Consider the following 26950-nt stretch of genomic DNA (forward strand, 5'->3'; position numbering starts at 1 on the left):
TCAGAGTATGAGTCCGACGGCGGGGCCACGGGTCAAGCTGACCAACGCCGAAAAAGTGCTGTATCCCGCCACCGGAACCACCAAGAGCGACATCTTCGACTACTACACGCGGATCGCCGAGGTGATGATCCCGCACATCGCCGGGCGTCCGGCCACGCGCAAACGCTGGCCCAACGGCGTCGAACAGGAATCCTTCTTCGAGAAGCAACTCGCCGCGTCGGCACCCGACTGGCTGCCGCGCGCCAGCGTGACCCATCGATCCGGAACGACGACCTATCCGATCATCGACGACCCCACCGGCCTGGCCTGGATCGCCCAACAGGCGGCGTTGGAGGTTCACGTTCCGCAGTGGCGGTTCGTCGCCGAGTGGACCCGCAGCCGGGCCGAAGAACTCAAGCCCGGGCCGGCGACGCGATTGGTGTTCGACCTCGACCCCGGCGAAGGCGTGACGATGGCGCAGATGTCCAAGGTGGCGCGCGCCGTGCGCGACCTGATCGCCGGGATCGGGCTGAGAACCTTCCCGCTCACCAGCGGCAGCAAGGGACTGCATCTGTATGCGCCGCTCGACGAGCCGGTGAGCAGCAAAGGCGCCACGGTGTTAGCCAAACGCGTTGCGCAACAGCTGGAAAAGACGATGCCCAAGCTTGTCACGTCGACCATGACCAAGAGCCTGCGGGCGGGGAAGATCTTTTTGGACTGGAGCCAGAACAACGGCTCCAAGACGACCATCGCACCGTATTCCCTGCGCGGACGCGAACATCCCACCGTCGCGGCGCCGCGCACCTGGGACGAACTCGACGACCCGTCGCTGCGCCAGCTGCGGTATGACGAAGTGCTGTCCCGGGTCGCGCGCGACGGCGACCTGCTTGCAGAGCTGGACGAGGACGCTCCGGTGCCGGATCGGTTGACCAAGTACCGCAGCATGCGCGACGCGTCGAAAACCCCCGAGCCGGTTCCGGCGGCGAAACCCGCTGTCGGCCAAGGAAATACCTTCGTCATCCAGGAACACCACGCGCGACGCCTGCACTACGACTTCCGGCTGGAGCGCGACGGCGTGCTGGTGTCCTGGGCGGTGCCCAAAAACCTGCCCGAAACCACGTCGGTGAACCACCTGGCGGTCCACACCGAGGACCATCCGCTGGAATACGGCGGGTTCGAAGGCGTCATCCCCAAGGGCGAATACGGCGCGGGCAAGGTGATCATCTGGGACTCCGGAACCTACGACGCCGAAAAGTTCCTTGACGACGAGGTCATCGTCAACCTGCACGGCAGCAAGATCTCCGGACGCTACGCGCTGATTCAAACCAATGGCGACCAGTGGTTGGCACATCGGATGAAGGACCAGAAGGTCTTCGAGTTCGACACCATCGCACCCATGCTGGCCACCCACGGTTCGGTGACGGCCCTGAAGGCAGGTCAGTGGGCGTTCGAGGGCAAATGGGACGGTTACCGGCTTCTGATCGAGGCCGACCACGGTGCCTTTCGGGTGCGGTCGCGACGCGGTCGCGAAGTCACCCAGGAATACCGCGAACTGCGTTGGCTGGCAGACGATCTCGCCGACCATCACGTGGTGCTCGACGGGGAGGCCGTCGTCCTGGACTCCTCCGGGGTGCCCAACTTTCACGAGATGCAAAACCGTGGACGGGGCTCACGGGTCGAATTCTGGGCGTTCGACCTGCTCTACCTCGACGGCCGCTCGTTGCTGCGGGCCCGCTACCGGGATCGGCGAAAACTGCTGGAAATGTTGGCCGCCGGCAGCAGGCTCATCGTCCCCGACCTACTGCCCGGCGACGGCAGGGAGGCGCTGGAGCACTCCGCGGAGCGCGGTTGGGAGGGGGTGATCGCCAAGAAGCGCGACTCCACCTATCAGCCGGGCCGCCGCTCGTCGTCGTGGATCAAGGACAAGCACTGGAACACCCAGGAAGTCGTCATCGGCGGTTGGAAAGCCGGGGAAGGCGGACGCAGCAGCGGCATCGGCTCACTGCTGATGGGTATCCCAACCGCGGGCGGACTGCACTTCGCCGGGCGCGTCGGCACCGGGTTCACCGACCGCGACCTGGCAAACTTGAAGAAGACGCTGGCACCGCTGCACACCGACGAATCCCCCTTTGACCCACCGCTTCCCAGGAGCGAAGCGCGCGGCGTGACGTATGTGCGGCCGGAGCTGGTCGGGGAGGTGCGCTACAGCGAGTGGACCCCGGATGACCGGTTACGCCAATCGAGTTGGCGCGGACTACGACCGGACAAGGAGGCGAGTGAGGTGGTGCGCGAGTGAAATGGGTTACCTATCAAGATGTTTCGGGCGCAGAACACGTCGGCGTGGTCTCGGGCGACACGATCTATGCGATGCCACCGGGCGTGACGCTGCTCGATCTCGTCGCCCGCGGTTCCGAGGGATTGCGGCAGGCGGGGCAGGATGCGCAGCGATCCCCGGCGGCGGTGGCACCGCTGGCGGAGGTGCGATTGCTGGCGCCGATTCCACGCCCGCCGTCCATCCGTGATTCCCTGTGCTTCCTCGACCACATGCGCAACTGCCAGGCCGCGCTGGGCGCCGGGCGCACCCTCGGCGACTCCTGGTACCGCATACCGGCCTTCTACTTCGCCTGCCCGGCAACCGTTTTGGGTCCGTACGACGACGCCCCCACGGCGCCCGGAAGCGCGTGGCAGGACTTCGAATTGGAGATCGCTGCCGTGATCGGGACCGGGGGCAAAGATCTCACGGTCGAAGAGGCGGAGCAGGCGATCATCGGCTACACCATCTTCAACGACTGGTCCGCCCGCGATCTGCAGCAGATGGAGAGCCAACTGGGGATCGGGCAAGGCAAGGGCAAAGACAGCGGGGTCACGTTGGGCCCGTACCTGGTGACCCCCGACGAGCTCGAACCGTATCGCCACCCCTCCTATCCGGGCAGATTGGACCTGCGGGTCACCGCCCTGGTCAACGACGTCGTCATCGGTTCCGGGTCGACCGCCCAGATGGACTGGACCTTCGGCGAGGTCATCTCCTATGCCTCGCGCGGCGTCACCCTCTCGCCCGGCGACGTCATCGGCTCCGGGACCGTGCCGACCTGCACGCTGGTCGAGCACCTCAATCCGGCGGCCCTGGAATCGTTTCCGGGCTGGCTGCACGACGGCGACATCGTCACGCTCCAGGTCGAAGGGCTGGGAGAGACCCGGCAAACCGTGCGGGCCAGCGGTGCCCCGCACCCGCTGGCGGTGCGGCCGAATCCGGACGCCGCTCCCGCCCCGCCGCGAGTCAACCCGGCCCGCGCGCGGGTGCCCTACACCCGCGGGCTGCACGAGGTCGGCGGCCGGGTGTGGGCCTGGACCCTGCCCGACGGCGGCTACGGATGGAGCAACGCCGGGCTGATCGCCGGCGACGGGGCGTCGCTGCTGGTGGACACCTTGTTCGACCTGGCGTTGACCCGCGAAATGCTCACCGCGATGCGGCCGCTCACCGCGTCCGCGCCGATCACCGACGCGGTGATCACGCACTCCAACGGGGACCACACACACGGCAACCAACTGCTCGATCCCTCGGTGCGCATCATCGCCGCGCGCGGCACCGCCGAGGAAATCGAACATGGGATGGCCCCGGAGATGCTCGCCATGGCGCAGACCGCCAACCTCGGGCCGGTCGCCACGCCGTACACACGAGAACGCTTCGGGCACTTCGACTTCAGCAACATCAAGCTGCGCAATGCGGATCAGACGTTCGAGCGCAACCTTGCCGTCGAGGTAGGTGGGCGGCGCATCGATGTGCTGAATCTGGGTCCCGCGCACACCGCCGCCGACTCGGTGGTGCATGTACCGGACGCGGGGGTGTTGTTCGGCGGCGACCTGTTGTTCATCGGCTGCACGCCCATCGTGTGGGCCGGCCCGATCGCCAACTGGGTCGCCGCCTGTGACGCGATGATCGCGCTGGACGCGCCGACGGTGGTACCCGGCCACGGCCCGGTCACCGATCCGGATGGGATCCGTGCTGTGCGTGGCTATCTCATGCATGTCGCCGAACAGGCCGAGGCCGCCTACCACAAGGGGCTGTCGTGGGCGGAGGCCGCCGACACCATTGATCTCGGTGAGTACGCGTCCTGGCTGGACGCCGAGCGCGTCGTCGTCAACGTCTATCAGCGCTACCGCGAACTCGACCCGCAGACACCGCAATTGGAGGTCATGGGCCTGCTCGTGATGCAGGCTGAGTGGCTGGCCAAACGGGCTGTGTGACGCTTCAGGTCCGCACCGCGCGGACCAAGCTGATCGTGGCGGCGGGCGCCTGGTGCTCGGCTTCCCCCAAGTCCGGCAGGCCCGCCGCCGAAAACAGGTCGGAGAGCCGGAATTCGGTGGTCTCCCATCCGTTGGCCCGCAGATGCGCGGCCACGTCGGTGTGCTCCCCCGGATAGGTCAACGCGGTGATGTCCAGGTCGAGCCCCTGCCGTCGCCACCCCTCGGCCATGAGCCGGGATTTCTCCAGCGCCTCCGGCGACGTGCCGGCCACGGCCCCGAAATCGGCGGCGAACCGGCTGCCCTCGCTGGACAGCGGAATGATGGCATCCAGCAGCCGCACCTCGGCGTCGGGCGGAAGGAATCCGATCAGCACTCCCTCGGCCAGCCACGCCGTCGGCTTGCTCGGGTCAAAGCCCGACGCCTGCAGGGCCGCCGGCCAATCCTCGCGCAGATCGACACCCACGGTGCGCAGCTCGGCGGTTGGGGCCGCGCCGATCTCGGCCAGCGTGGCGGTCTTGAACGCGATCACCTCCGGCTGATCGATCTCGTACACCGTGGTCCCCGCGGGCCACGGCAGCCGGTAGGCGCGGGAATCCAGCCCCGACGCCACGATCACGACCTGGCGCAGGCCGGCCTGCCCGGCCGCGGCGAAATAGTCGTCGTAAAACAGCGCCCGGGCGGCGAAGGTGTCGACGAACCGCGAAAACCCGACCCCCTCTTCGATGTCGGAGGAATCGAGTTCGCCGGTCGCCAGCTTGGTGAACAGGTCCAGGCCGGCGGCGCGCACCAGCGGCTCGGCGAATTCATCGGTGATGACCGGTTGCGGCCGCCTGGTGGCGGCCGCCCGGGCCGCGGCCACCATGGTGGCGGTGGCGCCCACGCTGTTGGCCAGGTCCCAGGTGTCGCCCTCGCTTCGTGCCATGGCTGCTCCTTCGATGTGTGGCCCAACCACGGTATGCCCGATCGGTCGCCTACGGTCTCGGTATGCCTTCAGTGAACCTGGAAACCCTCGAGGACAACATCGCCTGCATCACCCTGAACCGGCCCGAACGCCTCAACGCGATCGATGGGTCGTTGATCGACGGCGTCGACGACGCGTTGGACGCGCTCAGCGCGGGCGAGTTCAGGGTGGCGATCCTGACGGGTGCCGGGCGGGGATTTTGCGCCGGTGCGGATTTGAGCGGCACCGGGCAGCCGTGGACGCAGAACAAGCCGACCACCCCGGCGTTCAAGGTCACCTACGACGCTCAGGTCCGGCTGGCCAACCTGTACACCCGGATCTACGAGCTGGACATCCCGGTGATCGCGGCGGTCAACGGTGTCGCCGTCGGGGGCGGCCTGGCGTTCACGTTGGTCAGCGACATCCGGGTCGCCTCGGATCAGGCCCGGTTCGGTTCGGTGTTCATCAAGGCCGGCTTCTCGTCGATGGACATGGGCACCAGCTACCTGCTGCCGAAGATCGTCGGCGCCGGCGTGGCACGCGAACTCATGCTCACCGGCCGCATCATCGACGCGGCCGAGGCCTATCGCATCAAGCTGGTGCATGAGGTGGTCGCGCCCGACGACCTGATGCCCGCCGCGCTGAGGCTAGCCCGCTCGATCGCCGAGAACAACGCTTATGGCGTGTGGCAGACCAAGATTGGGCTCAATGCCGCGCTGGACGCGCCCAGCCTCCGCCATGCCATCGAGATCGAGAACCGCACCCAGGTCCTCAGCGGTTTCACCAACAACCCGGTTGAGGCCGCTAAGGCTCACCAGGAGAAGCGCGCGCCCAGGTGGGATCCGCTGTGAGAGTCAGGTCTTCGCGATCACGTTCTCGGCGAACATCTCCAGGTTGCGGATCTTGTTCTCCAGCGGCTCGGTGTCCTTGCCCTTGATGTAGGGGATGCGGAAGCCGACGATGACGTCGGTGACGCCCTTGTCCTCAAGCCGCTTGATGCCGTCGGGGGTGTAGGCGTCGGCGGAGATGACGTGGATCTCGAAAGGCCCGGTCTTGCCGGCTTCTTCGCGGAAACGCTTGAGCTTGGCGAGCAGCTGGTCGAGTTCTTCGGGGTCACCGCCGCCGTGCATCCAGCCGTCCAGGCGGGCCGCGCGCCGCAGCGCCGCGTCGGCGTGACCGCCGATCAGGATCGGGACGGGCTTGGTGGGCGCGGGCGTCATCTTGGTCTTGGGAATGTCGTAGAACTCGCCGTGAAATTCGAAGTACTCACCGGAGGTGAGACCCTGGATGATCTCGATGCATTCGTCCATCCGCTTGCCGCGCTTGGCGAACGGGACTCCCAGCAGTTCGTAGTCCTCGGGCCACGGGCTGGTGCCCACACCGAAACCCACCCGATTGTCGGTCATCGCGGCGAGCGACCCAATTTGCTTGGCCACCAACGCCGGTGGCCGGATGGGCAGCTTGAGGACGAAGAAATTGAACCGCAGCTTCGAGGTGACCGCCCCCAATGCCGATGTCAGCACGAAGGTTTCGATGAACTCCTTACCGTCCAGGAACTCGCGGTTGCCGTCCGGGGTGTAGGGGTACTTCGAGTCGGATTCGAACGGGTAGGCGATGCTGTCGGCGATCGTCATGGCGTCGTAGCCGGCCGCCTCGGCCGCCTTGGCCAGCGGGACGTAGAACCGAAAGTCAGTCATCGCCTCTGCGTAGGTAAACCGCACGTCATCTGCCTTCCTGAAGGGGTCGTCCCACGACATTAGAACGTGTTCTAGTTTCAGCACAACCGCCAGATGGGTGTGGCTAGAACTGGTTGGAACGAGTCAGAGCTGGTTCTCGGGGCCGATGACCGCCCACACCGTCTTGCCGGACCCCGTCGGCGTGCTGCCCCACGTGCGGGACAACGCGTCGACGATCGCCAGGCCGGAGACGTCGATGCCCTTCGCCGGCGACGGAAGCCGCACGGCGGGCGTGTTGCTGGCATCGGAGACCGCGATGGTCGCCGTGGTGCCCTGCGCCTCGAGCCGCATCACCGGGACGCCGGCGGTGTGTTCCAGCACGTTCTCCACGAACACGTTGACGACCACCAACGCGACGGGGATGAGCTTGGCCTGCGACCACGTGGTGAGCCACTCGCGGACCAGCCGCCGCGACTCGCGCAGGCTGGTCAGGTCGGCGGGCAGCTGCGCGTCGGCGCGCCGCACGGCACGACGGCCGTTCTGCCCGAGTGACTTCATCGCCGCCTTCTGGCTCGAATACACCGGCATGAAGTGCGCGATCCCGCTGCGCGTAATCGCCTCGCGGGTCGCCCGATTGCTGCAGACGAAGACGATCGGAACGTGGGCCGCGCTGCCGATCTGCCAGTAGGCGCCCATAAAGGTCGACCATGCCGGTTCGGCGTTCAGCTTGAGGCCGGAGACGTCGAGGATGACGGCGGAAGCCGCGTCGGATGTCGCCTTGATGAGGCGGTCGCGCAGTGCGGTGGAATTGGCGGCGTCAAGCACGCCGTCGACGGTCAGAACGGCGATCGAATCATCCGTTCGCGTCGCGACGGCCAGTGAGCTGGCCGACTCAGCCACCGGGCTCATCCCAGCTCGATCGGGACGTCCGGTTTCATTTCCCGCTCCTTGTGTGTTCTGCCGGGCCGACTGCTTGAGTATCCGCCCTCAGCGGCAAAAGTCTAGTTCGCGGCGAGCTCGCTTCGTTGCACCGAAAAGCGGCAGGCCGCGATCCCGATCCCCCCGGACTCATGCCGCAGCCCCGCATCGAATGAATCATGCGCCCCCCTCCGTGCCCGTCGCGGCGTCGATCCGCACCGCCCCGCACGCACAATGGAGTTCATTGCCCAACACGCGCTGTTCCACGGGATTACCACATAGGGGGCGCGGCCAAACTTTCTGGTATGGCCTGAAAACAGGTCGTTTCCTGCAGAAATGCGCTGGCCTCCGTCAGCAGCCGCGGTGCCCGTTCACCCAATGCTCAGCGCGTAGGGGGGAGCGCCCACGCCCGCAACCGAGTGCGTGCCCCAGGGTGTCCGTTCGACGATGCGCGCCGGCGCACTGCGCTCACCCACCGTCAGCGTGGCCGTCCGCGCCTGCTTGAGGTCGTCGGACGGCGAACCGAACACGGTTCCCTGCCAGTGGTAGCGACCGTCGATCGGGTCCAGATGGCCGGTGAGCCGGACCCGTACCGGATGACGGCTTCCGGCGATCTCCAGCATGGCGGTGCCGTCGTAGGCGTCGTCGCCGGCAGGCGCGCTGGCCGATAGGTCGAAGGCGGACGCCGCCGGTGGCGGCTCGATCGGTCGCAGCTGGGCGCGTTCGTTGAAGACATGCTGGCTGCTGGCGCGCACCTCGATGCGGCGGCTGCCGGTGCGCTGCATGAGCTTCAGGCACTCCACGATGTAGCGGGCTTGCGCGTCCGGGTCGGGACCGGTGATGAAGAAGTAGTTGGGGAACCCGCGCACCGCCACCCCGCAAAACGGCTCCATGCCGTCGTGCCAGGCCTCTCGGATCCGCAGCCCTCCCGCGCCGGTCAGCGTCTCGTCGGCGACGTGATCGGCGATCGAGAATCCGGTGCCGTAGACGATGGCGTCGACGCTGTGGTGGACACCATCGCCGGTGCGCACCCCCAACGGGGTCACCGTCTCGACCGCCGACGAAGCGATCACCACCGACGGCCGCGACGCGCTCGGGCGGGTGTGGCGGCGCAGCCAGCGCGCGACGCGGGTAGACCACAGCGGTACCTCGGTGACCACACGGCGGGGTGCGCGGGCAAAGACGGTGACGGATGCCGCGGCTTCGACCAGCCGGCCGAGGTGGTAGCCGGCAGCGGCATCGGTGCCGATGACCGCGATGCGCTTGCCGGACGGGTCAAACGCCGGCTCCCACGCCGCCGCGTGAAACGACTCGCCGCGAAACTCGTCACGCCCGGCAAGGTGCGGCACCCAGGGAACGTAGACGTCTTCACCCGCGGCGACGACGACATCGGCCCGCACGATCTCGCCACGGGCCGTGGTCAACAGCCAAGTGTCGGAGGCGTCGTCGAACCGCGACCGGAGGACGCCCTGGCCGGGCCGGTCGAGCAGGACCAGGTCGGTGAAGCCGGCGCCCGACAACGCATCACAGGCGCTCTGACCGCCGACCCCCGCGCCGACAATGGCCGTGTGGCAACGTGATTCGCCGCCGGGACGCGAAGCCGTCACAGAAACCTGCTGCGCTTCCAGCCGCGGCGCGCGAAGCGGCCCATCAGGCCTACCTCGGTGAGAAACGCCGCCAGTGGAGCGAAGCCGGCGACCTGAACGTCACGGCGATGCGGGCTGGTGCGCGCGGTCTTTCGGGCCCGCTGCGGGTCGAGACCCGTTCGCGCATAAGGGACCGGGTTGCTGAACAGATAGTTGAAGAAGTAGCCGCCCAGCCCGTTGATGTTGGCCATGAACCAGCGGTTGAACCGGGGCATTTCGGCGACGCGTTTGCGCGCGCCATCGCGCGCGAATTGGATGTGACGCGCCTCTTCGGTCACGTGAATACGCATGAGCCGCTGAATGATTGGCTGCAGCTCGGGGTCGTCCATCATCTGTCGCTGCAGCGAGTCGAAGATCTCCTCGCCGATCAGGGCGGCCACCCACAGCATCGACCCGCGCTGAAACGCCAGCGGAAGCATGTTGATGATCATCCGGTGAAACATCCGGGGGCGCACCGGTTTTGCGCCGACGCGCTCGATGGCCTTGCCGAACATGACCATGTGACGTGTCTCGTCGCCCAGTTCGGTCAGCTTGTAATGCGTCGAGTTACTGGTCGGGTCTTCGTGCAGGATCGTGCGCAGCAACGACTGGTTGAGCATGTTCTCGAACCAGATCCCGGCCGAGAGGGTGTTGACCAGTTCCTGGCGGGACAACTCGATCTGCTGTTCGCGGGTCATCTCGTCCCACATCGGGGTGCCGTACAGCGACACCAACCGCGGCGGCAGATAGAACTTGTCCGGGTCGAGCGGAGCGTCCCAGTCGATGTCGACGACGGGCTCATAGGACTTTTTGACCGAGCCCTTCAGCAAGCGCTCGGAGAACTCTTCACGGCTCGGCCCACCTGGCTTCAGCGACGTGGTCATCCCTGGCGTCCCTCCATTGGGTGCTTAGACGGTACCCATGGTACTGGGTACTTCAGGTCCCGACTAGGCCTATTCGGTATCGATTCGGCAATGTGGTTGAGCAGCGACGCGAGTCAGGAGGGTTCATTGGGCCGGCACATCCACGTCATCGGCATTGGCGCCGGCGATCCCGACTATGTGACCGTGCAAGCGATCGAGGCGCTCAACGACACGCAGGTGTTTTTCGCGATGGACAAGGGCGACCAGAAAAGCGACCTGGTGGCGCTGCGACGCGAGATCTGCGCCCGGTTCATCCGCGAACCGGGCTACCGGTTCGTCGAGCTGGCCGACCCCAGGCGCGCAGATCACGCCGAGTACCGCGACGCCGTCGCGGAGTGGCATGCCGCGCGCGCGCAGATCTGGGCCGACGCCATCTCGGCCGAGCTGGGTCCGCACGGCGTCGGCGCATTCTTGGCCTGGGGCGACCCGTCGCTCTACGACAGCACCTTGCGCATCCTCGACGCTGTTGCCGCGCAGGTCGATTTCACGTTCGACGTGATCCCCGGCATCACCGCCATCCAGGCGCTGACCGCCCGGCATCGCATCCCGCTCAACGGGGTCGGCGAACCCGTCCTGATCACCACCGGCCGGCAGCTGCGCGCGCACGGATTGGCCGGCGATGCGGTCGTGATGCTCGACGCGGACTGCTCGTTCCAGACGTGCCCGCCTAACACCCGCATCTGGTGGGGCGCCTACCTGGGCACCGACGACGAACTGCTCATCGCCGGCACGGTCGGCGAAGTGGGACCCCGCATCGTTTCGCAGCGGGCCGAGGCGCGCGCCCGGCACGGCTGGATCATGGACACCTATTTGCTCCGACCGGCAGACTGAAACCGTGCCCGAACTGCCCGAGATCGAAGCGCTGGCCGATCATCTACGGCGCAACGCCGTGGGCCTGACGGTCGGCCGTGTCGACATCGCCGCCCTGTCCGTCCTGAAGACCTTCGACCCGCCGATCAACGCGCTGCACGGCCAGACCGTGGTCGGCGCCGACCGCTGGGGCAAATACCTGGGGCTGCGGACGGACGACCTCTACCTGGTCGCCCACTTGTCCCGGGCGGGCTGGTTGCGGTGGTCCGACAAGCTGGCCGCGGCGCCGCTGCGCCCCGGCAAGGGCCCGATCGCGCTGCGCGTGCACCTGGGCACGCCCGGTGAGGCGCCCGGCTTCGACCTCACCGAGGCCGGCACCCAGAAGCGGCTGGCGGTGTGGCTGGTAAGCGACCCGCAGCAGATCCCACAGATCGCCTCCCTCGGGCCGGACGCGCTGGACCTCGGCCCCGACGACCTGGCCCGCATTCTGGCGGGCAACACCGGGCGGATCAAGACCGTCATCACCGACCAGAAGGTGATCGCCGGTATCGGCAACGCCTACAGCGACGAGATCTTGCACGTCGCGAAGATCTCGCCGTTCGCCACCGCCGGCAAGCTGTCCGAGAAGCAGCTCGCCGCGCTGCACGACGCCATGATCACCGTGCTCACCGACGCGGTGAGCCGATCCGTCGGCCAGGGCGCGGCCACGCTCAAGGGCGAGAAGCGCTCCGGATTGCGCGTGCACGCCCGCACGGGCCTGCCCTGCCCGGTGTGCGGGGACACCGTGCGTGAAGTGTCGTTCGCGGACAAGTCTTTTCAATATTGTCCGACGTGTCAGACCGGAGGCAAGGTCCTGGCCGACCGGCGGATGTCGCGTTTGCTGAAGTAGTCGCCCGTCCGGGACTTGACACCTGTCGATATGCTGCCCCGATGACTCGCCAGAAGATCCTCATCACCGGCGCCAGCTCCGGGCTGGGCGCCGGCATGGCGCGCGCCTTCGCCGCCAAGGGCCGCGACCTCGCCCTGTGCGCGCGTCGCACCGACCGGCTCGAGGAGCTCAAAGCCGAGCTGACGCAGAAGTATCCGGGCGTGACGATCGCCGTCGCCGCGCTGGACGTCAACGACCACGAGGCCGTCCCCAAAGTGTTCGCCGAACTCAGCGACGAGCTGGGCGGCATCGACCGCATCATCGTCAACGCCGGCATCGGCAAGGGCGCCAAACTCGGCTCCGGCAAGCTGTGGGCCAACAAGGCGACCCTCGAGACCAACCTGGTGGCCGCGCTGGTGCAGATCGAGACCGCGCTGGAGATGTTCAACAAGAACGGTTCGGGCCACCTGGTGCTGATTTCGTCGGTGCTCGGCAACAAGGGCGTGCCGGGCGTCAAGGCCGCGTACGCGGCCAGCAAGGCCGGCCTGAGCTCGCTGGGCGAATCGTTGCGCGCCGAATACGCCAAGGGGCCCGTCAAGGTGTCGGTCATCGAACCCGGCTACATCGAGTCGGAGATGACGGCCAAGTCGAACAGCACAATGTTGATGGTGGACAACGAAACTGGCGTCAACGCGCTCGTCGCCGCCATGGAGCGGGAGCCCGGGCGGGCGGCGGTGCCGTGGTGGCCGTGGGCGCCGCTGGTGCAGCTGATGCGGGTGCTGCCGCCTCAGCTGACCAAGATGTTCGCCTGAGGACCGATCAGCTGGTCCGGCCTCGTTCGCTGCGGTAGCGGCGGACCAGGGCATCGGTCGAGCTGTCCGATTGCGGCGCCGGGGAGGCGTCCGCGGTGAGCACCGGCAGCAGGGCTTTGGCCTGAGTTTTGCCCAGCTCCACGCCCCACTGGTCGAACGAGTCGATTCCCCAGATGACGCCCTCGGTGAAAACCTGATGCTCGTAGAGCGCGATCAGCTGGCCCAGCACCGACGGGGTGAGCCGGTCGGCCAGGATCGAGGTCGACGGCCGGTTCCCCGGCATCACCTTGTGCGGCACGATATCGGCGGGCGTGCCTTCGGCGGCGATCTCCTCGGCGGTCTTGCCGAAGGCCAGCACCTGGGTCTGCGCGAAGAAGTTGCTCATCAACAGGTCGTGCATGCTGCCGTCGCCCTCGGCGGTGGGCAGGTCGTCGATGGGTTGGCTGAAACCGATGAAGTCGGCCGGCACCAACCGGGTGCCCTGATGCAGCAACTGATAGAAAGCGTGCTGGCCGTTGGTTCCCGGTTCGCCCCAAAAGATTTCACCGGTGTCGGTGGTGACCGGGCTGCCGTCCGCGCGGGTCGACTTGCCGTTGGACTCCATGGTCAGCTGCTGCAGGTAGGCCGCGAACCGCGCCAAGTCGTTGGAGTACGGCAGCACCGCGCGCGACTGCGCGCCCATGAAGTTGGAATACCACAGGCCGATAAGGCCAAGTAGCACAGGAGCATTGGACTCCAGCGGGGCGGTCTTGAAATGCCGGTCGACGATGTGGAATCCGGACAGGAAGTCCGCGAACGCTTCCCGGCCGATGGCGGCCATCACCGACAGGCCGATCGCCGAATCCACCGAGTAGCGGCCGCCGACCCAATCCCAGAACCCGAACATGTTGTCGGTGTTGATCCCGAAGTCGTCGACGAGGCGCTTGTTGGTGGAGACGGCCACAAAGTGCTGGGCCACCGCGGCGTCGCCGAGGGCGTCGGTGACCCAGCGGCGCGCTGCGGTGGCGTTGGTCAGGGTTTCCAGAGTCGAGAACGTCTTCGATGCCACAATGAAAAGCGTTGTGGCGGGGTCCAAGTCGGCCAGGGTGGCGATCAGGTCGGCGGGGTCGACGTTGGAGACGAAGCGCGCCGAGATGCCCGCATCCGCGTAGTGGCGCAGGGCCTGGTAGACCATCACCGGGCCGAGGTCCGATCCGCCGATGCCGATGTTGACCACGGTGCTGATCCGTTTGCCGGTCGCTCCGGTCCATTCACCGCTGCGCAACCGGTCGGTGAAGTCGCCCATCCGGTCCAGCACGGCATGCACGTCCTCGACGACGTTTTGACCGTCGACGGTCAGTTCGGCGTCCCGGGGTAGCCGCAGCGCGGTGTGCAGCACCGCCCGATCCTCCGAGGTGTTGATGTGGACACCGGCGAACATCTGGTCGCGGCGCTGTTCGAGGTTGGCGGTGCGGGCCAGATCGACCAAGAGCCGCAGCGTTTCTCGCGTGATCCGATGCTTGCTGTAGTCGATGTAGAGGTCGCCGACCGAGACGGTCAGCTCGCGGCCGCGGTCGGGGTCCTCGTCGAAGAACTGGCGCAGATGGGTGGCGCCGATGCGTTCATGGTGCCTGCGGAGGGCGTCCCACACGGGGGTGGCGGTGATGTCGGGGAGGGTGTGCAGGGAAGTCATTGGCGTCGCTCCTCTTCATCGCTTCGCTCTGCATCGTCGCCGACGCGGGTCAATGGCGTCGCTCCTCTTCATCGCTTCGCTCTGCATCGTCGCCGACGCGGGCCGTCATGCTTCGACCCTATGGGCTCTGACGTGAAGGAGCCAGATGTGGGGGCGAGCGCCGGGCTCAGTGACCGAGCCGGCCCCTGCCCAGCCGCAGCAACAGTATCGCCAGGTCCTTGCCGTCGGGGCCGAGCTCGCTGTAGCGCTCGATGACCTTCATCTCGCGGCTGTGGACAAGTCGCGTCCCGCCGGAGGCCATCCGGGCCTTGCCGATCGCTTGTGATACCTCGGTGCGCCGTTTGACCGCGGCGAGGATCTCGGCGTCCAGCCGATCGATCTCGAGACGTAGGTCGTCGATGTCGGTGGCCCCTTGGGTCTCCACCGTCTCGATGTTCATCCCTGTTGCCTCCGCGCCTTCGTCGTGATGTGTGGGTTCTGGACTCATGCAGCATCGGGCCTCACTGAAGACGAGCCCCGGGCGCCGAAGGCGGGTCCGGGGCTCTGCGGAAGCAGTTAGACCACGGGCACCGCGGACCGGCACCCGTAGGGAAATCGGCGGCGCCACTCCGGGGTCGAGGAGCGTCGTCGACACTGCACATTGAGCACGAAATGAGTGTGCCATTAAAAACGGTGGGCGCGCAAAAAAACATGTTTAAGCTGCGCTTTTTGGACTTGGGTGCAATTACGGCACCGGCACGAGAACGGGGTCGAAGAATGCGTTCCGACACGCCCATTCTCCGGTGGCCCGCGGGGCGCGATCCAGGCCGGCCGAGCCACTAGCCTGGTTTGATGCCTGGGCGCTTTGTGTCACTGGGCGGCGGTAAGTTTGGACTGACATGAGTGTGCACGCAACAGATACCAAGCCGGCCTCGGAAGCCGATCAACTGCTCGAGGGGCTCAACCCGCAACAGCGCCAGGCGGTGGTGCACGAGGGCTCCCCGCTGCTGATCGTCGCCGGGGCGGGTTCGGGCAAGACCGCGGTGTTGACGCGTCGCATCGCCTACCTGATCGCGGCCCGCGGCGTGGGGGTCGGCCAGGTGCTGGCGATCACCTTCACCAACAAGGCCGCGGCCGAGATGCGGGAGCGGGTGGTGCGGCTGGTCGGTAACCGGGCCCGCGCCATGTGGGTGTCCACCTTTCACTCGACCTGCGTGCGCATCCTGCGCAACCAGGCGTCCCTGATCGAAGGCCTCAACTCCAACTTTTCGATCTACGACGCCGACGATTCGCGGCGGCTGTTGCAGATGATCGGGCGCGACATGGGCCTCGACATCAAGCGCTACTCGCCGCGGCTGTTGGCCAACGCCATCTCCAACCTGAAGAACGAGCTGATCGACCCCGCCGACGCGGTCTCCAAGCTGACCGACGATTCCGACGAGTTGTCGCGCACGGTGGCGAGCGTCTACGGCGAGTATCAGCGCCGGCTGCGGGCGGCGAACGCGCTGGACTTCGACGACCTGATCGGGGAAACCGTGGCGGTGTTGCGGGCTTTCCCGCAGATCGCCCAGCATTACCGGCGGCGGTTCCGGCATGTGCTCGTCGACGAGTACCAGGACACCAACCACGCCCAGTACGTGCTGGTGCGGGAACTGGTGGGCCGCGGCGGCACAGAAGCACCGGCATCGTCCGACGATGTGCCGCCCGCCGAGTTGTGCGTGGTCGGCGACGCCGACCAGTCGATCTATGCGTTCCGCGGCGCCACCATCCGCAACATCGAGGACTTCGAACGCGACTACCCCGACGCGACAACCATTCTGCTGGAACAGAATTACCGGTCGACGCAGAACATTTTGTCGGCGGCCAACTCCGTGATCGCCCGCAATTCCGGGCGCCGGGACAAACGCCTGTGGACCGCCGAAGGCGCCGGCGAATTGATCGTCGGCTACGTCGCCGACAACGAGCACGACGAGGCCAGATTCGTCGCCGAGGAGATCGACGCACTCGCCGACAAGGGCGAGATCACCTACAACGACGTCGCCGTCTTCTATCGCACCAACAACTCGTCGCGGTCGTTGGAAGAGGTCTTCATCCGCGCCGGGATTCCGTACAAAGTCGTTGGGGGAGTGCGGTTTTACGAGCGCAAGGAGATTCGCGACATTGTCGCCTATCTGCGGGTGCTGGACAACCCCGGGGATGCGGTCAGCATGCGGCGCATCCTCAATACCCCGCGACGGGGCATCGGAGATCGCGCCGAGGCTTGCGTGGCGGTGTACGCCGAGAACACCGGGGCCAGCTTCGCCGACGCACTCGTCGCCGCGGCCGAAGGCAAAGTGCCGATGCTGAATTCCCGCGCGGAGAAGGCGATCGCGGGTTTCGTCGAGCTTCTCGACGAGCTGCGCGGCCGCCTGGATGACGATCTCGGGGATCTCGTCGAGTCTGTGCTCGAACGCACCGGGTACCGCAGGGAGCTGGAATCCTCCAGCGATCCCCAGGAACTGGCGCGGTTGGACAACCTCAACGAACTCGTCAGTGTCGCACACGAATTCAGTACCGACCGGGCGAACGCCGACGCGCTGGACGAGTCGCTGCACACGCCCGAAGACGAGGACGTGCCGGATACCGGTGTGCTGGCGGAGTTCTTGGAAAGGGTGTCGCTGGTTTCCGACAGCGACGAAATCCCCGAGGACGGCGCCGGCATGGTCACGCTGATGACCCTGCACACCGCGAAAGGCCTCGAGTTTCCGGTGGTGTTCGTCACCGGGTGGGAGGACGGGATGTTCCCCCACATGCGGTCATTGGACGACCCGACCGAACTGTCCGAGGAGCGGCGGCTGGCCTACGTGGGCATCACCCGGGCCCGCCGGCGGCTGTACCTGAGCAGGGCCATCGTCCGCTCCTCCTGGGGGCAGCCCATGCTCAACCCGGAATCCCGTTTCTTGCGGGAGATTCCGCAAGAACTGATCGATTGGCGCCGCACCGCGCCGGCGCCGTCGTTCAGCGCGCCGGTGAGCGGCGCCGGACGATTCGGCCCGCCGCGCGCGGCGCCCACTCGTTCCGGGATGAGCAAACGACCGCTGCTGGTGCTCGAACCCGGCGACCGGGTGACCCACGACAAGTATGGCCTCGGGCGGGTCGAAGAAGTTTCCGGCGTCGGCGAATCGGCGATGTCGCTGATCGACTTCGGCAGCTCGGGACGGGTCAAGCTGATGCACAACCACGCCCCGATCAGCAAGCTCTAACCGGGCGAGACTACGGCGCGTCGAACGTGCACCCAGGGCGAGAAATCAGCGAAATCTTCGCCGCCAGAACACGTTCGGCGAAGGTCAGGCGTCCAGCCAGCGTTTGGTTTGCGGCAGCATCACCAGCACCGCCGTGGAGATCGGCAACAGCGGCAGCAGGTGCACGACCCACGCCACACGGGCGCCGGCGATGAACACGCCGATATAGGTGAGGAACGCGACGAGCGCGCCGGCCAACAGGAGGTAGCGGCTGACCGGTCGGCGCTGCAGCAGCGCGATCACACCCGTCACCGTGGTGGCGCCGAACACCAGGGCGAGAAACGCCACCGCGATGCAGAACAGGCGATCGGTGCGCCACCAGCCGGCGATCAGATCGGTGGCCACCACCGACGTGGCCCATCCGCTGAGAATGCTGACCGCGCAGGCGGCGACAGCCGTGCGATCGCTGGGTTCCAGGGCCGGCACTCCCGCATAACCCGTCCGTCCCGCACGCGGGCCGCGGTACGTCGGGGGCGGCGGAACGAACTGACTGGTCGGGGAGTCCGGCGTGGTGGGGATCGGTCCGGTCGGCGCGCGGCGGATGATCCGCGTCCGTGAATCGGAGGGAGATGAGGGCTCCGCAGTGGGCTCGGACGGAGGCGGACCGGAAGGTTGTTCGTTCGGCGCGGTCACCTCAACCAGCGTAGTTGCCGACCATAAGACCACGCTTAGCCAGCCACGGCACCGGATCGATCCGCTCGGTGCCGCCCTGCAGGACCTCGAAATGCAGGTGCGGGCCGGTCGAATTGCCCCGGTTGCCCATGGTGGCGATCTGATCGCCGGCCATCACGCGTTCGCCGACGCTGACGAGGGCGGTGTTGATGTGACCGTAGAGCGTGACCGTGCCGTCGGCGTGCCGCAGCTTGACCAGCATCCCGTAACCGCCGGCCGGGCCGGCTTCGATGACGACGCCGTCGGACACGGCCAGGATCGGCGTACCGATCGAGTTGGCCAGGTCGATGCCGGCGTGCAGCACGCCCCAGCGGTAACCGAAGTTGGAGGTGAAGATGCCCTTGGTCGGCATCACGTAGAGCGGTTGCTGCAAGCGCGCCTCGCGGTGAGCGCGGTCGTTGGCGAAGGCCACACCCCGGGCGAGTTCCTGGTTGTGCAGTGCCGCGGTGGCCGCGGGCTCCACCGCGATCACCTGGGGGCCGCGGACGGTGTTGCTGCCCGACCCGCCGGTGAGCGCGGACGCGTTGGCGGTCAGCACCGCCTCGGTCTTGGGGGTGTCGGCGTGGCTGGTGGCCGTGTGGGCGGCCGCGGCGGCGGCGCCGGCGGCCATCGCCGAGATCAGCAGGCGACCGCGGGCCGCGCTGGTGGGTTGCTTGCGGTGCTGCCCCCCGCGGCGGGCGGCGCCGACGACGTCGGTGGCGCGCGCGTGATCGATGCGGCGCTCGGTGTGGGGCTCGACGGGGACCCGCGGCAACACCTCGGTGGCGGGCGCGGCCAGCCACCGAGGCCTCAGGTCGTCGACCTCGTGAAGGTCGTCGAGCTCCGGCGCCAGCAGGACCTGCGCTTCGTTGTCGAACGTCGAGTCGTTGCTGAAGTCCAGTCCGGCGTGATCGCCGACGTCGTCATAGGAATCGCTGAAATCAAGGTCATCGAAGTCGAAGCCGTCGAGCGGAAGGATCTCCGTGACTTCGGTGCGATGGGGCTCCGCCGACCGGGCGCCTGCCGCGCGACTCACCCTCAAGATGCCTGTTGTTACGGCAGCGGGCGTGGCAAAACGGTGCTGGGGCAACCTGAAATGTCCTCGTATCGTGACCATAACGTTATCTGGACCCTAGGAAGGTATCCGCTGACGCGCGGGACTGGCAACCTCGTCGCACAATCCGGCCGGAATTGTGATTTGGATCACGCGGACCGTCTATCCATGTCCCGTGAGCTGTGCCACATCGGCGGACGCGGCGGTCAAAGCCATTTCGAGGGTGGATACAGTTCGTCCGTGCGAGTTGCCGGCTGCGGCACCGCCCACCAAGAGGCCTAGCAGTTGAGTCGAGCGAAGACAGAGAGTCCATGGACCTTTTCGAGTATCAAGCAAAAGAATTGTTCGCCAAGCACAACGTACCGACTACGCCGGGACGCGTGACCGACACCGCCGAGGGCGCCCGCGAGATCGCCACCGAGATCGGCCGTCCGGTGATGGTCAAGGCGCAGGTGAAGGTCGGCGGGCGCGGCAAGGCCGGCGGCGTCAAGTACGCGGCGACGCCCGACGACGCCTACGAGCACGCGAAGAACATCCTCGGTCTCGACATCAAGGGACACGTCGTCAAGAAGCTGCTGGTCGCCGAGGCCAGCGACATCGCCGAGGAGTACTACATCTCCTTCCTGCTCGACCGCGCCAACCGCACCTACCTGGCCATGTGCTCGGTCGAGGGCGGCATGGAAATCGAGGAGGTCGCCGCGACCAAGCCCGAGCGGCTGGCCAAGGTTCCGGTGGACGCCGTCAAGGGCGTCGACCTGGCGACCGCGCGCTCCATCGCCGAGCAGGGCCACCTGCCCGCCGAGGTGCTGGACGCCGCCGCCGTCACCATCAACAAGCTGTGGGAGGTCTTCGTCGCCGAGGACGCCACCCTGGTCGAGGTCAACCCGCTGGTGCGCGACCCCAAAGACCAGATCCTGGCGCTGGACGGCAAGGTCACCCTCGACGCCAACGCCGACTTCCGTCAGCCCGGCCACGCCGAGTTCGAGGACCGCGACGCCACGGACCCGCTGGAGCTCAAGGCCAAGGAGCACGACCTCAACTACGTCAAGCTGGACGGCTCGGTCGGCATCATCGGAAACGGCGCGGGCCTGGTGATGTCCACGCTGGACGTCGTCGCCTACGCGGGCGAGAAGCACGGCGGGGTCAAGCCGGCCAACTTCCTGGACATCGGTGGTGGCGCGTCGGCAGAGGTGATGGCCGCCGGCCTGGACGTCATCCTGAACGACAAGCAGGTCAAGAGCGTCTTCGTGAACGTGTTCGGTGGCATCACCTCCTGCGACGCCGTTGCCAACGGGATCGTGACCGCGCTGAATATGCTCGGCGACGAGGCGAACAAGCCGCTCGTGGTCCGGCTCGACGGCAACAACGTCGACGAAGGCCGGCGCATCCTGGCCCAAGCCAACCACCCGCTGGTGATCCAGGCCGAGACCATGGACGCCGGTGCCGACAAAGCCGCCGAGCTGGCGCACAAGTAAGGGACCCAAGCCATGTCGATCTTTTTGAACAAAGACTCCAAGGTCATCGTCCAGGGCATCACCGGTGGCGAGGGCACCAAGCACACCGCGCTGATGATGAAGGCCGGCACCCAGGTGGTGGGCGGCGTGAACGCCCGCAAGGCCGGCACCACCGTCTCGCACGTGGACCCCGTCGGCAGGGACGTCGAGCTGCCGGTGTTCGGCACCGTCGCCGAAGCGATGAAGGAGACCGGCGCCAACGTGTCGGTCGTCTTCGTCCCGCCGAAATTCGCCAAGGACGCGATCATCGAGGCCATCGACGCCGAGATCCCGCTGCTGGTCGTCATCACCGAGGGAATTCCGGTGCAGGACAGCGCCTATGCGTGGGCCTACAACGTCGACAAGGGGCAGAAGACCCGCATCATCGGGCCGAACTGCCCCGGCATCATCACCCCGGGCGAGGCGCTGGCCGGCATCACCCCCGCCAACATCAGCGGCCCCGGTCCGGTCGGCCTGGTGTCCAAGTCGGGCACCCTGACCTACCAGATGATGTACGAGCTGCGCGATTTCGGCTTTTCCACCTCGATCGGCATCGGTGGTGACCCGGTGATCGGCACCACCCACATCGACGCCATCGAGGCGTTCGAGAAGGACCCCGACACCAAGGTCATCGTGATGATCGGCGAGATCGGCGGCGATGCCGAGGAGCGCGCCGCCGACTACATCAAGGCGAACGTGTCCAAGCCGGTCGTCGGCTACGTCGCGGGATTCACTGCGCCGGAAGGCAAGACGATGGGCCACGCGGGCGCCATTGTGTCCGGCTCGTCGGGCACCGCGGCCGCCAAGAAGGAAGCGCTGGAGGCCGCCGGCGTCAAGGTCGGCAAGACCCCGTCGGAGACCGCGGCGCTCGCCCGGGAGATCCTGCAGAACCTGTAGGGGGCCGTGCCTGGCCGATGCCGCGAGGGGGCCCCGGATTTGGCCGGGGCCCGGCACACGGTAGATAGTGGGTCTATGAATCTCGACCCGAACACGCCCGTCATCGTCGGCGTGGGGCAGTTCACCGAGCGCATCGAGGACTCCGGCTACCGCGGAATGTCGTCGGTGGAGTTGGCGACGGCAGCGGCGCAGGCCGCACTACATGACACCGGGGCCGACGTCACCGCCGTCGCCGCGGCCATCGACACCGTCGCCGCCCTCCGGCAGTTCGAGATCTCCGGGCGCACCCCCGCGCCGATGGGCAAGTCCAACAACTACCCGCGGTCGGTGGCCCAGCGCATCGGCGCCGCGCCGGCACGCGCGATCCTCGAGCCCATCGGCGGCCAGGGCCCCCAGCATCTGGTCACCGAGTTCGCCGGTGTCATCGCCTCGGGGGAGGCGCAGGTCGTGATGATCTTCGGCTCCGAAAACACGTCCAGCATCCGGTATTTCGCCGACCGGGATAAGCCGGATCATTCCGACACGGTCGAGGGTTCCCTCGAGGACCGCGGGTTCGGATACGACGGCCTGTTCGACGACTACACCGTCGCGCATGGGCTGATCGGAGCGCCGGCCCAGTACGGACTGCTGGAGAACGCGCGCCGCGCCCGGCTGGGATTGAGCGTCGCCGACTACCGGCGCGAAATGGGCGAGCTGTTCGCCCCGTTCACCAAGGTGGCGGCAAAGAACCCGTTCGCGTCTTCCCCGGTGGAGCGCAGCGTCGACGAGCTCATCACCGTCACCGAGTCCAACCGGATGATCTGCGATCCGTACCCGCGGCTGCTGGTGGCCCGCGATCAGGTCAATCAGGGCGCCGCCGCGCTGCTGATGTCGGTGGCCGCCGCCCGCCGGCTCGGCGTGCCCGAGGAGCGCTGGGTGTTCCTGCACGGCCACGCCGACATGGTGGACCAGCCACTGCTCGACCGCCTCGATCTGACCTACAACTCGGCCTCGGTGCTGGCGGTCCAGGAAGCGCTCGCCGTGGCCGGTGTCGGCATCGACGACGTCTCGACCTTCGACCTCTACAGCTGCTTCCCGGTGCCGGTGTTCAACTTCTGCGACGGGACTCAGCTGGCCACCGACGATCCGCGGGGGCTCACACTCACCGGCGGCCTGCCGTACTTCGGCGGACCGGGCAACAACTACTCACTGCACGGCATCGCCGAAACGGTCAGCGAAATGCGGGATCTGCCAGGGCAATTCGGCCTGGTCGCCGCCAACGGCGGGATCATGAGCAAGTACTCCGTCGGGGTGTACTCGACCACGCCGGTGAATTGGAAGCCCGACAACAGCGCCGCACCGCGCGCCGAGGTCGCGGCCCGCCCCAAGATGGCGGTGACCATCAAGGCCGACGGTCGCGCGACCATCGAGACCTACACCGTGCGCTACGACTGGCCGGTGCGCACCGGCCTCATCATCGGCCGCCTCGACGACGACGGCAGCCGCTTCCTGGCCCTGAGCGAGGACCCCGATCTGGTCGGGTTACTCAGCGACGGCGAGCCGCTGGGGGCTTCGATCGTGGTGCGGTCGACGGACAAGGACAACCGGGCCACGCTGGCCTGACCGCAGCTACACGAGAGCCGCTAGTTTGCCGGCGAGCCGTTCGACGTAGGCGGCGACCTCGGCCTCGGGCTTGTCCGGCAGCCCGAACAGCACCTCGGTCACGCCCAGCTCGCTCCACTTGGCGAGCTTTTCGGGGACGGGCTTGAAGTCCAGTGCCACGATCTGCGGGGCGCCGTCGCGGCCCGCGGCCGCCCAGGTGTCCTGTAGCAGCTTGACCGGTTCGTCGATGTCGAAGTCGCGTGGGGTGGTGATCCAGCCGTCGGCGCTGCGCGCGATCCACTTGAAGTTCTTTTCGGTGCCCGCGGCGCCCACCAGCACGGGGATGTGCGACTGCACCGGCTTGGGCCAGGCCCAGCTGGGCCCGAACTTGACGAATTCGCCGTCGTAGGAGGCTTCCTCCTCGGTCCACAGCGCCCGCATCGCTTCGAGGTACTCGCGCAGCATGGTGCGCCGGCGCCCGGGCGGCACGTTGTGGTCGGCGAGTTCGTCGGTGTTCCAACCGAATCCGACGCCTAGGCTGACCCGTCCGCCGGAGAGATGGTCAAGGGTGGCAATGCTTTTCGCCAGCGTGATCGGGTCGTGTTCGACCGGCAGCGCCACCGCGGTCGACAGTCGCACCCGCGACGTGACGGCACAGGCGGCGCCCAGGCTCACCCATGGGTCCAGCGTGCGCATGTAGCGGTCGTCGGGCAGCGACGCGTCGCCGGTCGTCGGGTGCGCGGCCTCTCGCTTGATCGGGATATGAGTGTGTTCTGGCACGTAGAAGGTTTGAAAGCCGTGGTCATCGGCAAGCTTCGCGGCCGTCGCCGGAGAGATGCCGCGGTCGCTGGTAAAAAGCACAAGCCCGTAATCCATGCAGAGAATTAGAACGTGTTCTACCTGTGCTGAGCAAGCTCCGGTGATACCGACCGTCTCGCCGGAGGGCCGCCGGGGGCCTCGCCGCCCAAGACAGTGGCGGCGCCACCGGTTCCCGCACGTGCGCTAGCGTGGGTGATCGACCGCGTCGCAATGCGGTGACGCGCCTGCAAGCACAGCGTCGCATCGCCACCGCGGCGCCCGCTCGGCACTTAAAGGCACTGGTAGCAACAGGAGGAGCAATGACCTACTCTCCCGGTAGCCCCGGATACCCACCGCCGCAGTCCGGCGGCACGTATGCAGGCGCCACACCCTCGTTCGCCAAAGAAGACGACGGCAAGAGCAAGCTGCCGCTGTATCTGAACATTGCGGTGGTGGTGCTCGGCTTGGTGGCTTACCTCCTGAACTTCGGGCCCACGTTCACCATCAGCGCCGACCTCGGGCCGGGCATCGGTGGCCGGGCCGGCGATGCCGGTACCGCGGTCGTGGTTGCCCTGCTGGCCGCGCTGCTCGCCGGCCTGAGCCTGCTCCCGAAAGCCAAGAGCTACGTGGGCGTTGTCGCGGTCATCGCGGTGCTGGGAGCGCTGCTGGCCATCACCGAGACGATCAACCTGCCCGCCGGTTTCGCCATCGGCTGGGCGATGTGGCCCCTGGTGGCGGCCATCGTGCTGCAGGCGATCGCCGCAGTCGTCGTCGTGTTGCTGGACTCCGGCGTGATCACGGCGCCGACGCCGCGCCCCAAGTACGACCCCTACTCGCAGTACGGCCAGTACGGGCAATACGGGCAGTACGGCCAGCAGCCCTACTACGGTCAGCCGGGCGGCCAGCAGCACGGCGGCCAGCAGGGATACGGATCGCAATACGGCGGTTATGGGGCCAGCGGTGCGCCGACCCAGGGCGGCGCACCGACCGGCGGTTTCGGCGCCCAGCCTTCGCCGCAGTCGGGCTCGCAGCCGTCCGCGCAGCACCAGGGCTCGTCGACGCCCCCCACCGGCTTCCCCAGCTTCAGCCCGCCGCCGAACGTCGGCGGCGGATCGGACGCCGGTTCACCCACCAACTACTCCGAGCAATCCGGCGGTCAATCCTTCGGCCAGGAGCAGCAGTCGCCGTCCTCACCGTCTGGCCCAGCGCCCGCTTAACCGTGCGCTGTCGCGCCTAGTCGGGGACGTGCCCAAGAGTGACACGGCTAGAGGACAACCGGGCAGCGGGCGCTCGCCAGGCGCGTGACCTCGTCAGGGTCGCGTTCGCCCCGGCCGTGGTGGCGTTGGTCATCATCGCCGCGGTCACGCTCATCCAACTGCTGATCGCCAACAGCGACATGACCGGCGCCCTGGGTGCCATCGCCAGCATGTGGCTCGGCGTGCACCAGGTGCCGATCTCCATCGGTGGCCGCGAACTCGGTGTGATGCCGCTGCTGCCGGTGCTGCTCATGGTCTGGGCCACCGCGCGCAGCACGGCGCGGGCCACCTCGCCGCACTCGTCGTGGCTGGTCGTTCGCTGGGTGGTGGGGTCGGCGCTGGGCGGACCCTTGCTGATGACGGCCATCGCCCTCGCCGTCATCCACGACGCGTCGTCGGTGATCACCGAGCTGCAAACCCCGAGCGCGCTGCGGGCGTTCCTCAGCGTGCTCGTGGTCCACGCAGCCGGCGCGGGAATCGGGGTGTGGTCCCGGGTCGGGCCACGCGTGCTGGCGGTGTCGTCGTTGCCCTATTGGCTGGGCGATTCGCTGCGCGCCGCGTCCGCCGGCCTGCTGGCGTTGCTCGGGCTCTCCGGGTTCGTGACGGCCGGGTCGCTCGTCGTGCACTGGGCGACCATGCAGGAGCTCTACGGCATCACCGATTCGATCTTCGGCGAGTTCAGCCTCACCCTGCTGTCAATGCTGTACGCGCCCAACGTGATTGTGGGCACCGCGGCGGTCGCCGTCGGCTCCAGCGCCCACATCGGTTTCGCGACGTTCAGCTCGTTCACCGTGTTCGGTGGCGATATTCCGGCCTTGCCGGTGTTGGCGGCGGTGCCCAGGCCGCCGCTGGGGCCGGTATGGGTTGCGCTGCTCATCATCGGTGCGTCGTCGGGCGTGGCGGTGGGACAGCAGTGCGCCCGGCGTGCGCTGCCGCCGGCCGCGGCGATGGTCAAGCTGTTGGTCGCCTCGGCCGCCGGGGCTTTGGTGATGTCGCTGCTCGCGTACGCCGGGAGCGGCCAGCTGGGTAACTTCGGCCATGTCGGCGTCGACCAGGGCGCGTTGCTGCTCGGTGTCTTCTTCTGGTTCACGGTGATCGGCGGGATCACCGTGGTGCTGAGTGGGGGGATCAGGCCCCGACCCAGGCGGTTGCGGGCCAAACCCGCGTCCGCCGCACCGGCCGAAGAGCCGGCCGATTTCACCGATGTTTTCGACGATCGGGTGGCGGAGGAGGACGTCTTCGAGGGTCCCGCGGGTGATCCGGGGGAGGGTGAGCCGGGGACTCCGGCGGTGGAGGGCGATGCCGGGGAAGGCGAGCCGGGGTCTCCCGCGGTGGAGGGCGATGCCGCGGAGGGCGAGCCGGGGTCTCCCGCCGCGGAGGGCGAGGCGGGGTCTCCCGCGGCGGAGGGCGAGCCGGGACCTACCGCTGCCGAACGCGATCCGGAGCAATAGGCAAATTGCCCACCTCCGAGCGACAACGGCCGTGGGAAATC

At 67.4% G+C, this 26950-nt stretch carries 22 protein-coding genes and 1 pseudogene; 13 read left to right on the forward strand and 10 right to left on the reverse strand.

Features of this window, described 5'->3' with window-relative positions:
* Nucleotides 1-7: 7 nt before the first annotated feature.
* Both W7U_RS01240 and W7U_RS01245 read left to right on the forward strand, forming a co-directional pair.
* Nucleotides 8-2275: an ATP-dependent DNA ligase gene (locus W7U_RS01240; protein ID WP_008253977.1), complete on the forward strand. Its 2268-nt coding sequence runs from the start codon at nucleotides 8-10 to the stop codon at nucleotides 2273-2275.
* Nucleotides 2272-4224, forward strand: a complete 1953-nt coding sequence (locus tag W7U_RS01245) for a fumarylacetoacetate hydrolase family protein (RefSeq protein ID WP_008253979.1) — start codon at nucleotides 2272-2274, stop codon at nucleotides 4222-4224. Before W7U_RS01240 ends, W7U_RS01245 begins: the two co-directional genes overlap by 4 nt.
* A 4-nt stretch (nucleotides 4225-4228) precedes the next feature.
* Here W7U_RS01245 and W7U_RS01250 read toward each other — a convergent pair whose 3' ends face one another.
* Nucleotides 4229-5146 carry a class I SAM-dependent methyltransferase gene (locus tag W7U_RS01250; RefSeq protein WP_008253980.1) on the reverse strand — a complete coding sequence of 306 codons (918 nt, stop codon included), beginning with the start codon at nucleotides 5144-5146 and terminating at the stop codon, nucleotides 4229-4231.
* 71 nt (nucleotides 5147-5217) lie between these two features.
* Here W7U_RS01250 and W7U_RS01255 point away from each other — a divergent pair, with 71 nt between their 5' ends.
* The gene (locus W7U_RS01255; protein ID WP_008253983.1) at nucleotides 5218-6015 is read left to right on the forward strand and encodes an enoyl-CoA hydratase/isomerase family protein; all 798 of its coding nucleotides are present in this window, start codon (nucleotides 5218-5220) and stop codon (nucleotides 6013-6015) included.
* A gap of 3 nt (nucleotides 6016-6018) precedes the next feature.
* On the opposite strand, the gene W7U_RS01260 is transcribed toward W7U_RS01255, so the two are convergent.
* The 4 genes from W7U_RS01260 to W7U_RS01275 all read right to left on the reverse strand — a co-directional run bounded on the left by W7U_RS01260 (nucleotide 6019) and on the right by W7U_RS01275 (nucleotide 10267).
* On the reverse strand, nucleotides 6019-6885 hold the full coding sequence (locus W7U_RS01260; protein ID WP_008253985.1) for an LLM class flavin-dependent oxidoreductase: 867 nt from the start codon (nucleotides 6883-6885) through the stop codon (nucleotides 6019-6021).
* 99 nt (nucleotides 6886-6984) lie between these two features.
* Nucleotides 6985-7749: an STAS domain-containing protein gene (locus W7U_RS01265; RefSeq protein ID WP_008253988.1), complete on the reverse strand. Its 765-nt coding sequence runs from the start codon at nucleotides 7747-7749 to the stop codon at nucleotides 6985-6987.
* Between the two features lie 380 nt (nucleotides 7750-8129).
* The gene (locus tag W7U_RS01270; RefSeq protein ID WP_232525873.1) at nucleotides 8130-9107 is read right to left on the reverse strand and encodes a DUF4873 domain-containing protein; all 978 of its coding nucleotides are present in this window, start codon (nucleotides 9105-9107) and stop codon (nucleotides 8130-8132) included.
* Between the two features lie 254 nt (nucleotides 9108-9361).
* Nucleotides 9362-10267 (reverse strand): diiron oxygenase, encoded by a 906-nt coding sequence (locus W7U_RS01275; RefSeq protein WP_008253992.1) that lies wholly within the window; start codon nucleotides 10265-10267, stop codon nucleotides 9362-9364.
* Between the two features lie 126 nt (nucleotides 10268-10393).
* Here W7U_RS01275 and cobF point away from each other — a divergent pair, with 126 nt between their 5' ends.
* The 4 genes and pseudogenes from cobF to W7U_RS01290 all read left to right on the forward strand — a co-directional run bounded on the left by cobF (nucleotide 10394) and on the right by W7U_RS01290 (nucleotide 12796).
* Nucleotides 10394-11137 (forward strand): precorrin-6A synthase (deacetylating), encoded by a 744-nt coding sequence (gene cobF, locus W7U_RS01280; RefSeq protein ID WP_008253994.1) that lies wholly within the window; start codon nucleotides 10394-10396, stop codon nucleotides 11135-11137.
* Nucleotides 11138-11141: 4 nt separating this feature from the next.
* Nucleotides 11142-11384: pseudogene (locus tag W7U_RS26880) on the forward strand (DNA-formamidopyrimidine glycosylase family protein); the annotation flags it as partial.
* A 153-nt stretch (nucleotides 11385-11537) separates the two neighbouring features.
* Entirely contained in the window at nucleotides 11538-12005 is a 468-nt protein-coding gene (locus W7U_RS26645; RefSeq protein ID WP_232065649.1) for a zinc finger domain-containing protein, read from the forward strand.
* 41 nt (nucleotides 12006-12046) lie between these two features.
* Nucleotides 12047-12796: an SDR family oxidoreductase gene (locus W7U_RS01290; RefSeq protein ID WP_008253997.1), complete on the forward strand. Its 750-nt coding sequence runs from the start codon at nucleotides 12047-12049 to the stop codon at nucleotides 12794-12796.
* A 7-nt stretch (nucleotides 12797-12803) separates the two neighbouring features.
* Here the strand turns inward: W7U_RS01290 and pgi are convergent, their stop codons facing one another.
* Together pgi and W7U_RS01300 are read right to left on the reverse strand one after the other, a co-directional pair.
* Complete coding sequence (gene pgi, locus W7U_RS01295; protein ID WP_008253999.1) at nucleotides 12804-14468, reverse strand: glucose-6-phosphate isomerase; 1665 nt, start codon at nucleotides 14466-14468, stop codon at nucleotides 12804-12806.
* 166 nt (nucleotides 14469-14634) lie between these two features.
* Nucleotides 14635-14955: a chorismate mutase gene (locus W7U_RS01300; RefSeq protein ID WP_080587981.1), complete on the reverse strand. Its 321-nt coding sequence runs from the start codon at nucleotides 14953-14955 to the stop codon at nucleotides 14635-14637.
* Between the two features lie 391 nt (nucleotides 14956-15346).
* Between W7U_RS01300 and pcrA the strand changes: the two genes are divergently transcribed.
* Entirely contained in the window at nucleotides 15347-17689 is a 2343-nt protein-coding gene (pcrA, locus tag W7U_RS01305) for a DNA helicase PcrA (RefSeq protein ID WP_008254003.1), read from the forward strand.
* Nucleotides 17690-17773: 84 nt separating this feature from the next.
* On the opposite strand, the gene W7U_RS26365 is transcribed toward pcrA, so the two are convergent.
* Together W7U_RS26365 and W7U_RS01315 are read right to left on the reverse strand one after the other, a co-directional pair.
* Entirely contained in the window at nucleotides 17774-18361 is a 588-nt protein-coding gene (locus W7U_RS26365) for a hypothetical protein (RefSeq protein WP_170320551.1), read from the reverse strand.
* 1 nt (nucleotide 18362) lies between these two features.
* A complete protein-coding gene (locus W7U_RS01315) occupies nucleotides 18363-19415 on the reverse strand; it encodes a M23 family metallopeptidase (RefSeq protein ID WP_008254007.1) in 1053 nt (350 codons plus the stop codon).
* A gap of 329 nt (nucleotides 19416-19744) precedes the next feature.
* On the opposite strand from W7U_RS01315, the gene sucC reads away from it, so the two are divergent.
* The 3 genes from sucC to W7U_RS01330 all read left to right on the forward strand — a co-directional run bounded on the left by sucC (nucleotide 19745) and on the right by W7U_RS01330 (nucleotide 23425).
* Nucleotides 19745-20908 (forward strand): ADP-forming succinate--CoA ligase subunit beta, encoded by a 1164-nt coding sequence (sucC, locus tag W7U_RS01320; protein WP_008254009.1) that lies wholly within the window; start codon nucleotides 19745-19747, stop codon nucleotides 20906-20908.
* A gap of 12 nt (nucleotides 20909-20920) precedes the next feature.
* Nucleotides 20921-21823 carry a succinate--CoA ligase subunit alpha gene (gene sucD / locus W7U_RS01325; protein WP_008254012.1) on the forward strand — a complete coding sequence of 301 codons (903 nt, stop codon included), beginning with the start codon at nucleotides 20921-20923 and terminating at the stop codon, nucleotides 21821-21823.
* A gap of 75 nt (nucleotides 21824-21898) precedes the next feature.
* Nucleotides 21899-23425, forward strand: a complete 1527-nt coding sequence (locus tag W7U_RS01330; protein WP_008254015.1) for an acetyl-CoA acetyltransferase — start codon at nucleotides 21899-21901, stop codon at nucleotides 23423-23425.
* A gap of 6 nt (nucleotides 23426-23431) precedes the next feature.
* On the opposite strand, the gene W7U_RS01335 is transcribed toward W7U_RS01330, so the two are convergent.
* A complete protein-coding gene (locus tag W7U_RS01335; RefSeq protein WP_008254017.1) occupies nucleotides 23432-24280 on the reverse strand; it encodes an LLM class F420-dependent oxidoreductase in 849 nt (282 codons plus the stop codon).
* 242 nt (nucleotides 24281-24522) lie between these two features.
* On the opposite strand from W7U_RS01335, the gene W7U_RS01340 reads away from it, so the two are divergent.
* The gene (locus W7U_RS01340; RefSeq protein WP_008254020.1) at nucleotides 24523-25419 is read left to right on the forward strand and encodes a DUF5336 domain-containing protein; all 897 of its coding nucleotides are present in this window, start codon (nucleotides 24523-24525) and stop codon (nucleotides 25417-25419) included.
* Nucleotides 25420-25457: 38 nt separating this feature from the next.
* Nucleotides 25458-26909: a DUF6350 family protein gene (locus tag W7U_RS01345; protein ID WP_232518746.1), complete on the forward strand. Its 1452-nt coding sequence runs from the start codon at nucleotides 25458-25460 to the stop codon at nucleotides 26907-26909.
* Nucleotides 26910-26950: the final 41 nt, after the last annotated feature.

This window comes from Mycobacterium sp. H4Y (assembly GCF_000364405.1).
GTDB lineage: Bacteria > Actinomycetota > Actinomycetes > Mycobacteriales > Mycobacteriaceae > Mycobacterium > Mycobacterium intracellulare.

Excerpts from the sequence above, each read along its gene's own strand:
- W7U_RS01240 (WP_008253977.1), top strand. The coding sequence starts at position 8 with ATGAGTCCGACGGCGGGGCCACGGGTCAAGCTGACCAACGCCGAAAAA.
- W7U_RS01250 (WP_008253980.1), bottom strand. The coding sequence starts at position 5,146 with ATGGCACGAAGCGAGGGCGACACCTGGGACCTGGCCAACAGCGTGGGC.
- W7U_RS01265 (WP_008253988.1), bottom strand. The coding sequence starts at position 7,749 with ATGAGCCCGGTGGCTGAGTCGGCCAGCTCACTGGCCGTCGCGACGCGA.
- W7U_RS01275 (WP_008253992.1), bottom strand. The coding sequence starts at position 10,267 with ATGACCACGTCGCTGAAGCCAGGTGGGCCGAGCCGTGAAGAGTTCTCC.
- W7U_RS01290 (WP_008253997.1), top strand. The coding sequence starts at position 12,047 with ATGACTCGCCAGAAGATCCTCATCACCGGCGCCAGCTCCGGGCTGGGC.
- pgi (WP_008253999.1), bottom strand. The coding sequence starts at position 14,468 with ATGACTTCCCTGCACACCCTCCCCGACATCACCGCCACCCCCGTGTGG.
- W7U_RS01300 (WP_080587981.1), bottom strand. The coding sequence starts at position 14,955 with ATGAGTCCAGAACCCACACATCACGACGAAGGCGCGGAGGCAACAGGG.
- pcrA (WP_008254003.1), top strand. The coding sequence starts at position 15,347 with ATGAGTGTGCACGCAACAGATACCAAGCCGGCCTCGGAAGCCGATCAA.
- sucC (WP_008254009.1), top strand. The coding sequence starts at position 19,745 with ATGGACCTTTTCGAGTATCAAGCAAAAGAATTGTTCGCCAAGCACAAC.
- sucD (WP_008254012.1), top strand. The coding sequence starts at position 20,921 with ATGTCGATCTTTTTGAACAAAGACTCCAAGGTCATCGTCCAGGGCATC.
- W7U_RS01330 (WP_008254015.1), top strand. The coding sequence starts at position 21,899 with ATGAATCTCGACCCGAACACGCCCGTCATCGTCGGCGTGGGGCAGTTC.
- W7U_RS01335 (WP_008254017.1), bottom strand. The coding sequence starts at position 24,280 with ATGGATTACGGGCTTGTGCTTTTTACCAGCGACCGCGGCATCTCTCCG.
- W7U_RS01340 (WP_008254020.1), top strand. The coding sequence starts at position 24,523 with ATGACCTACTCTCCCGGTAGCCCCGGATACCCACCGCCGCAGTCCGGC.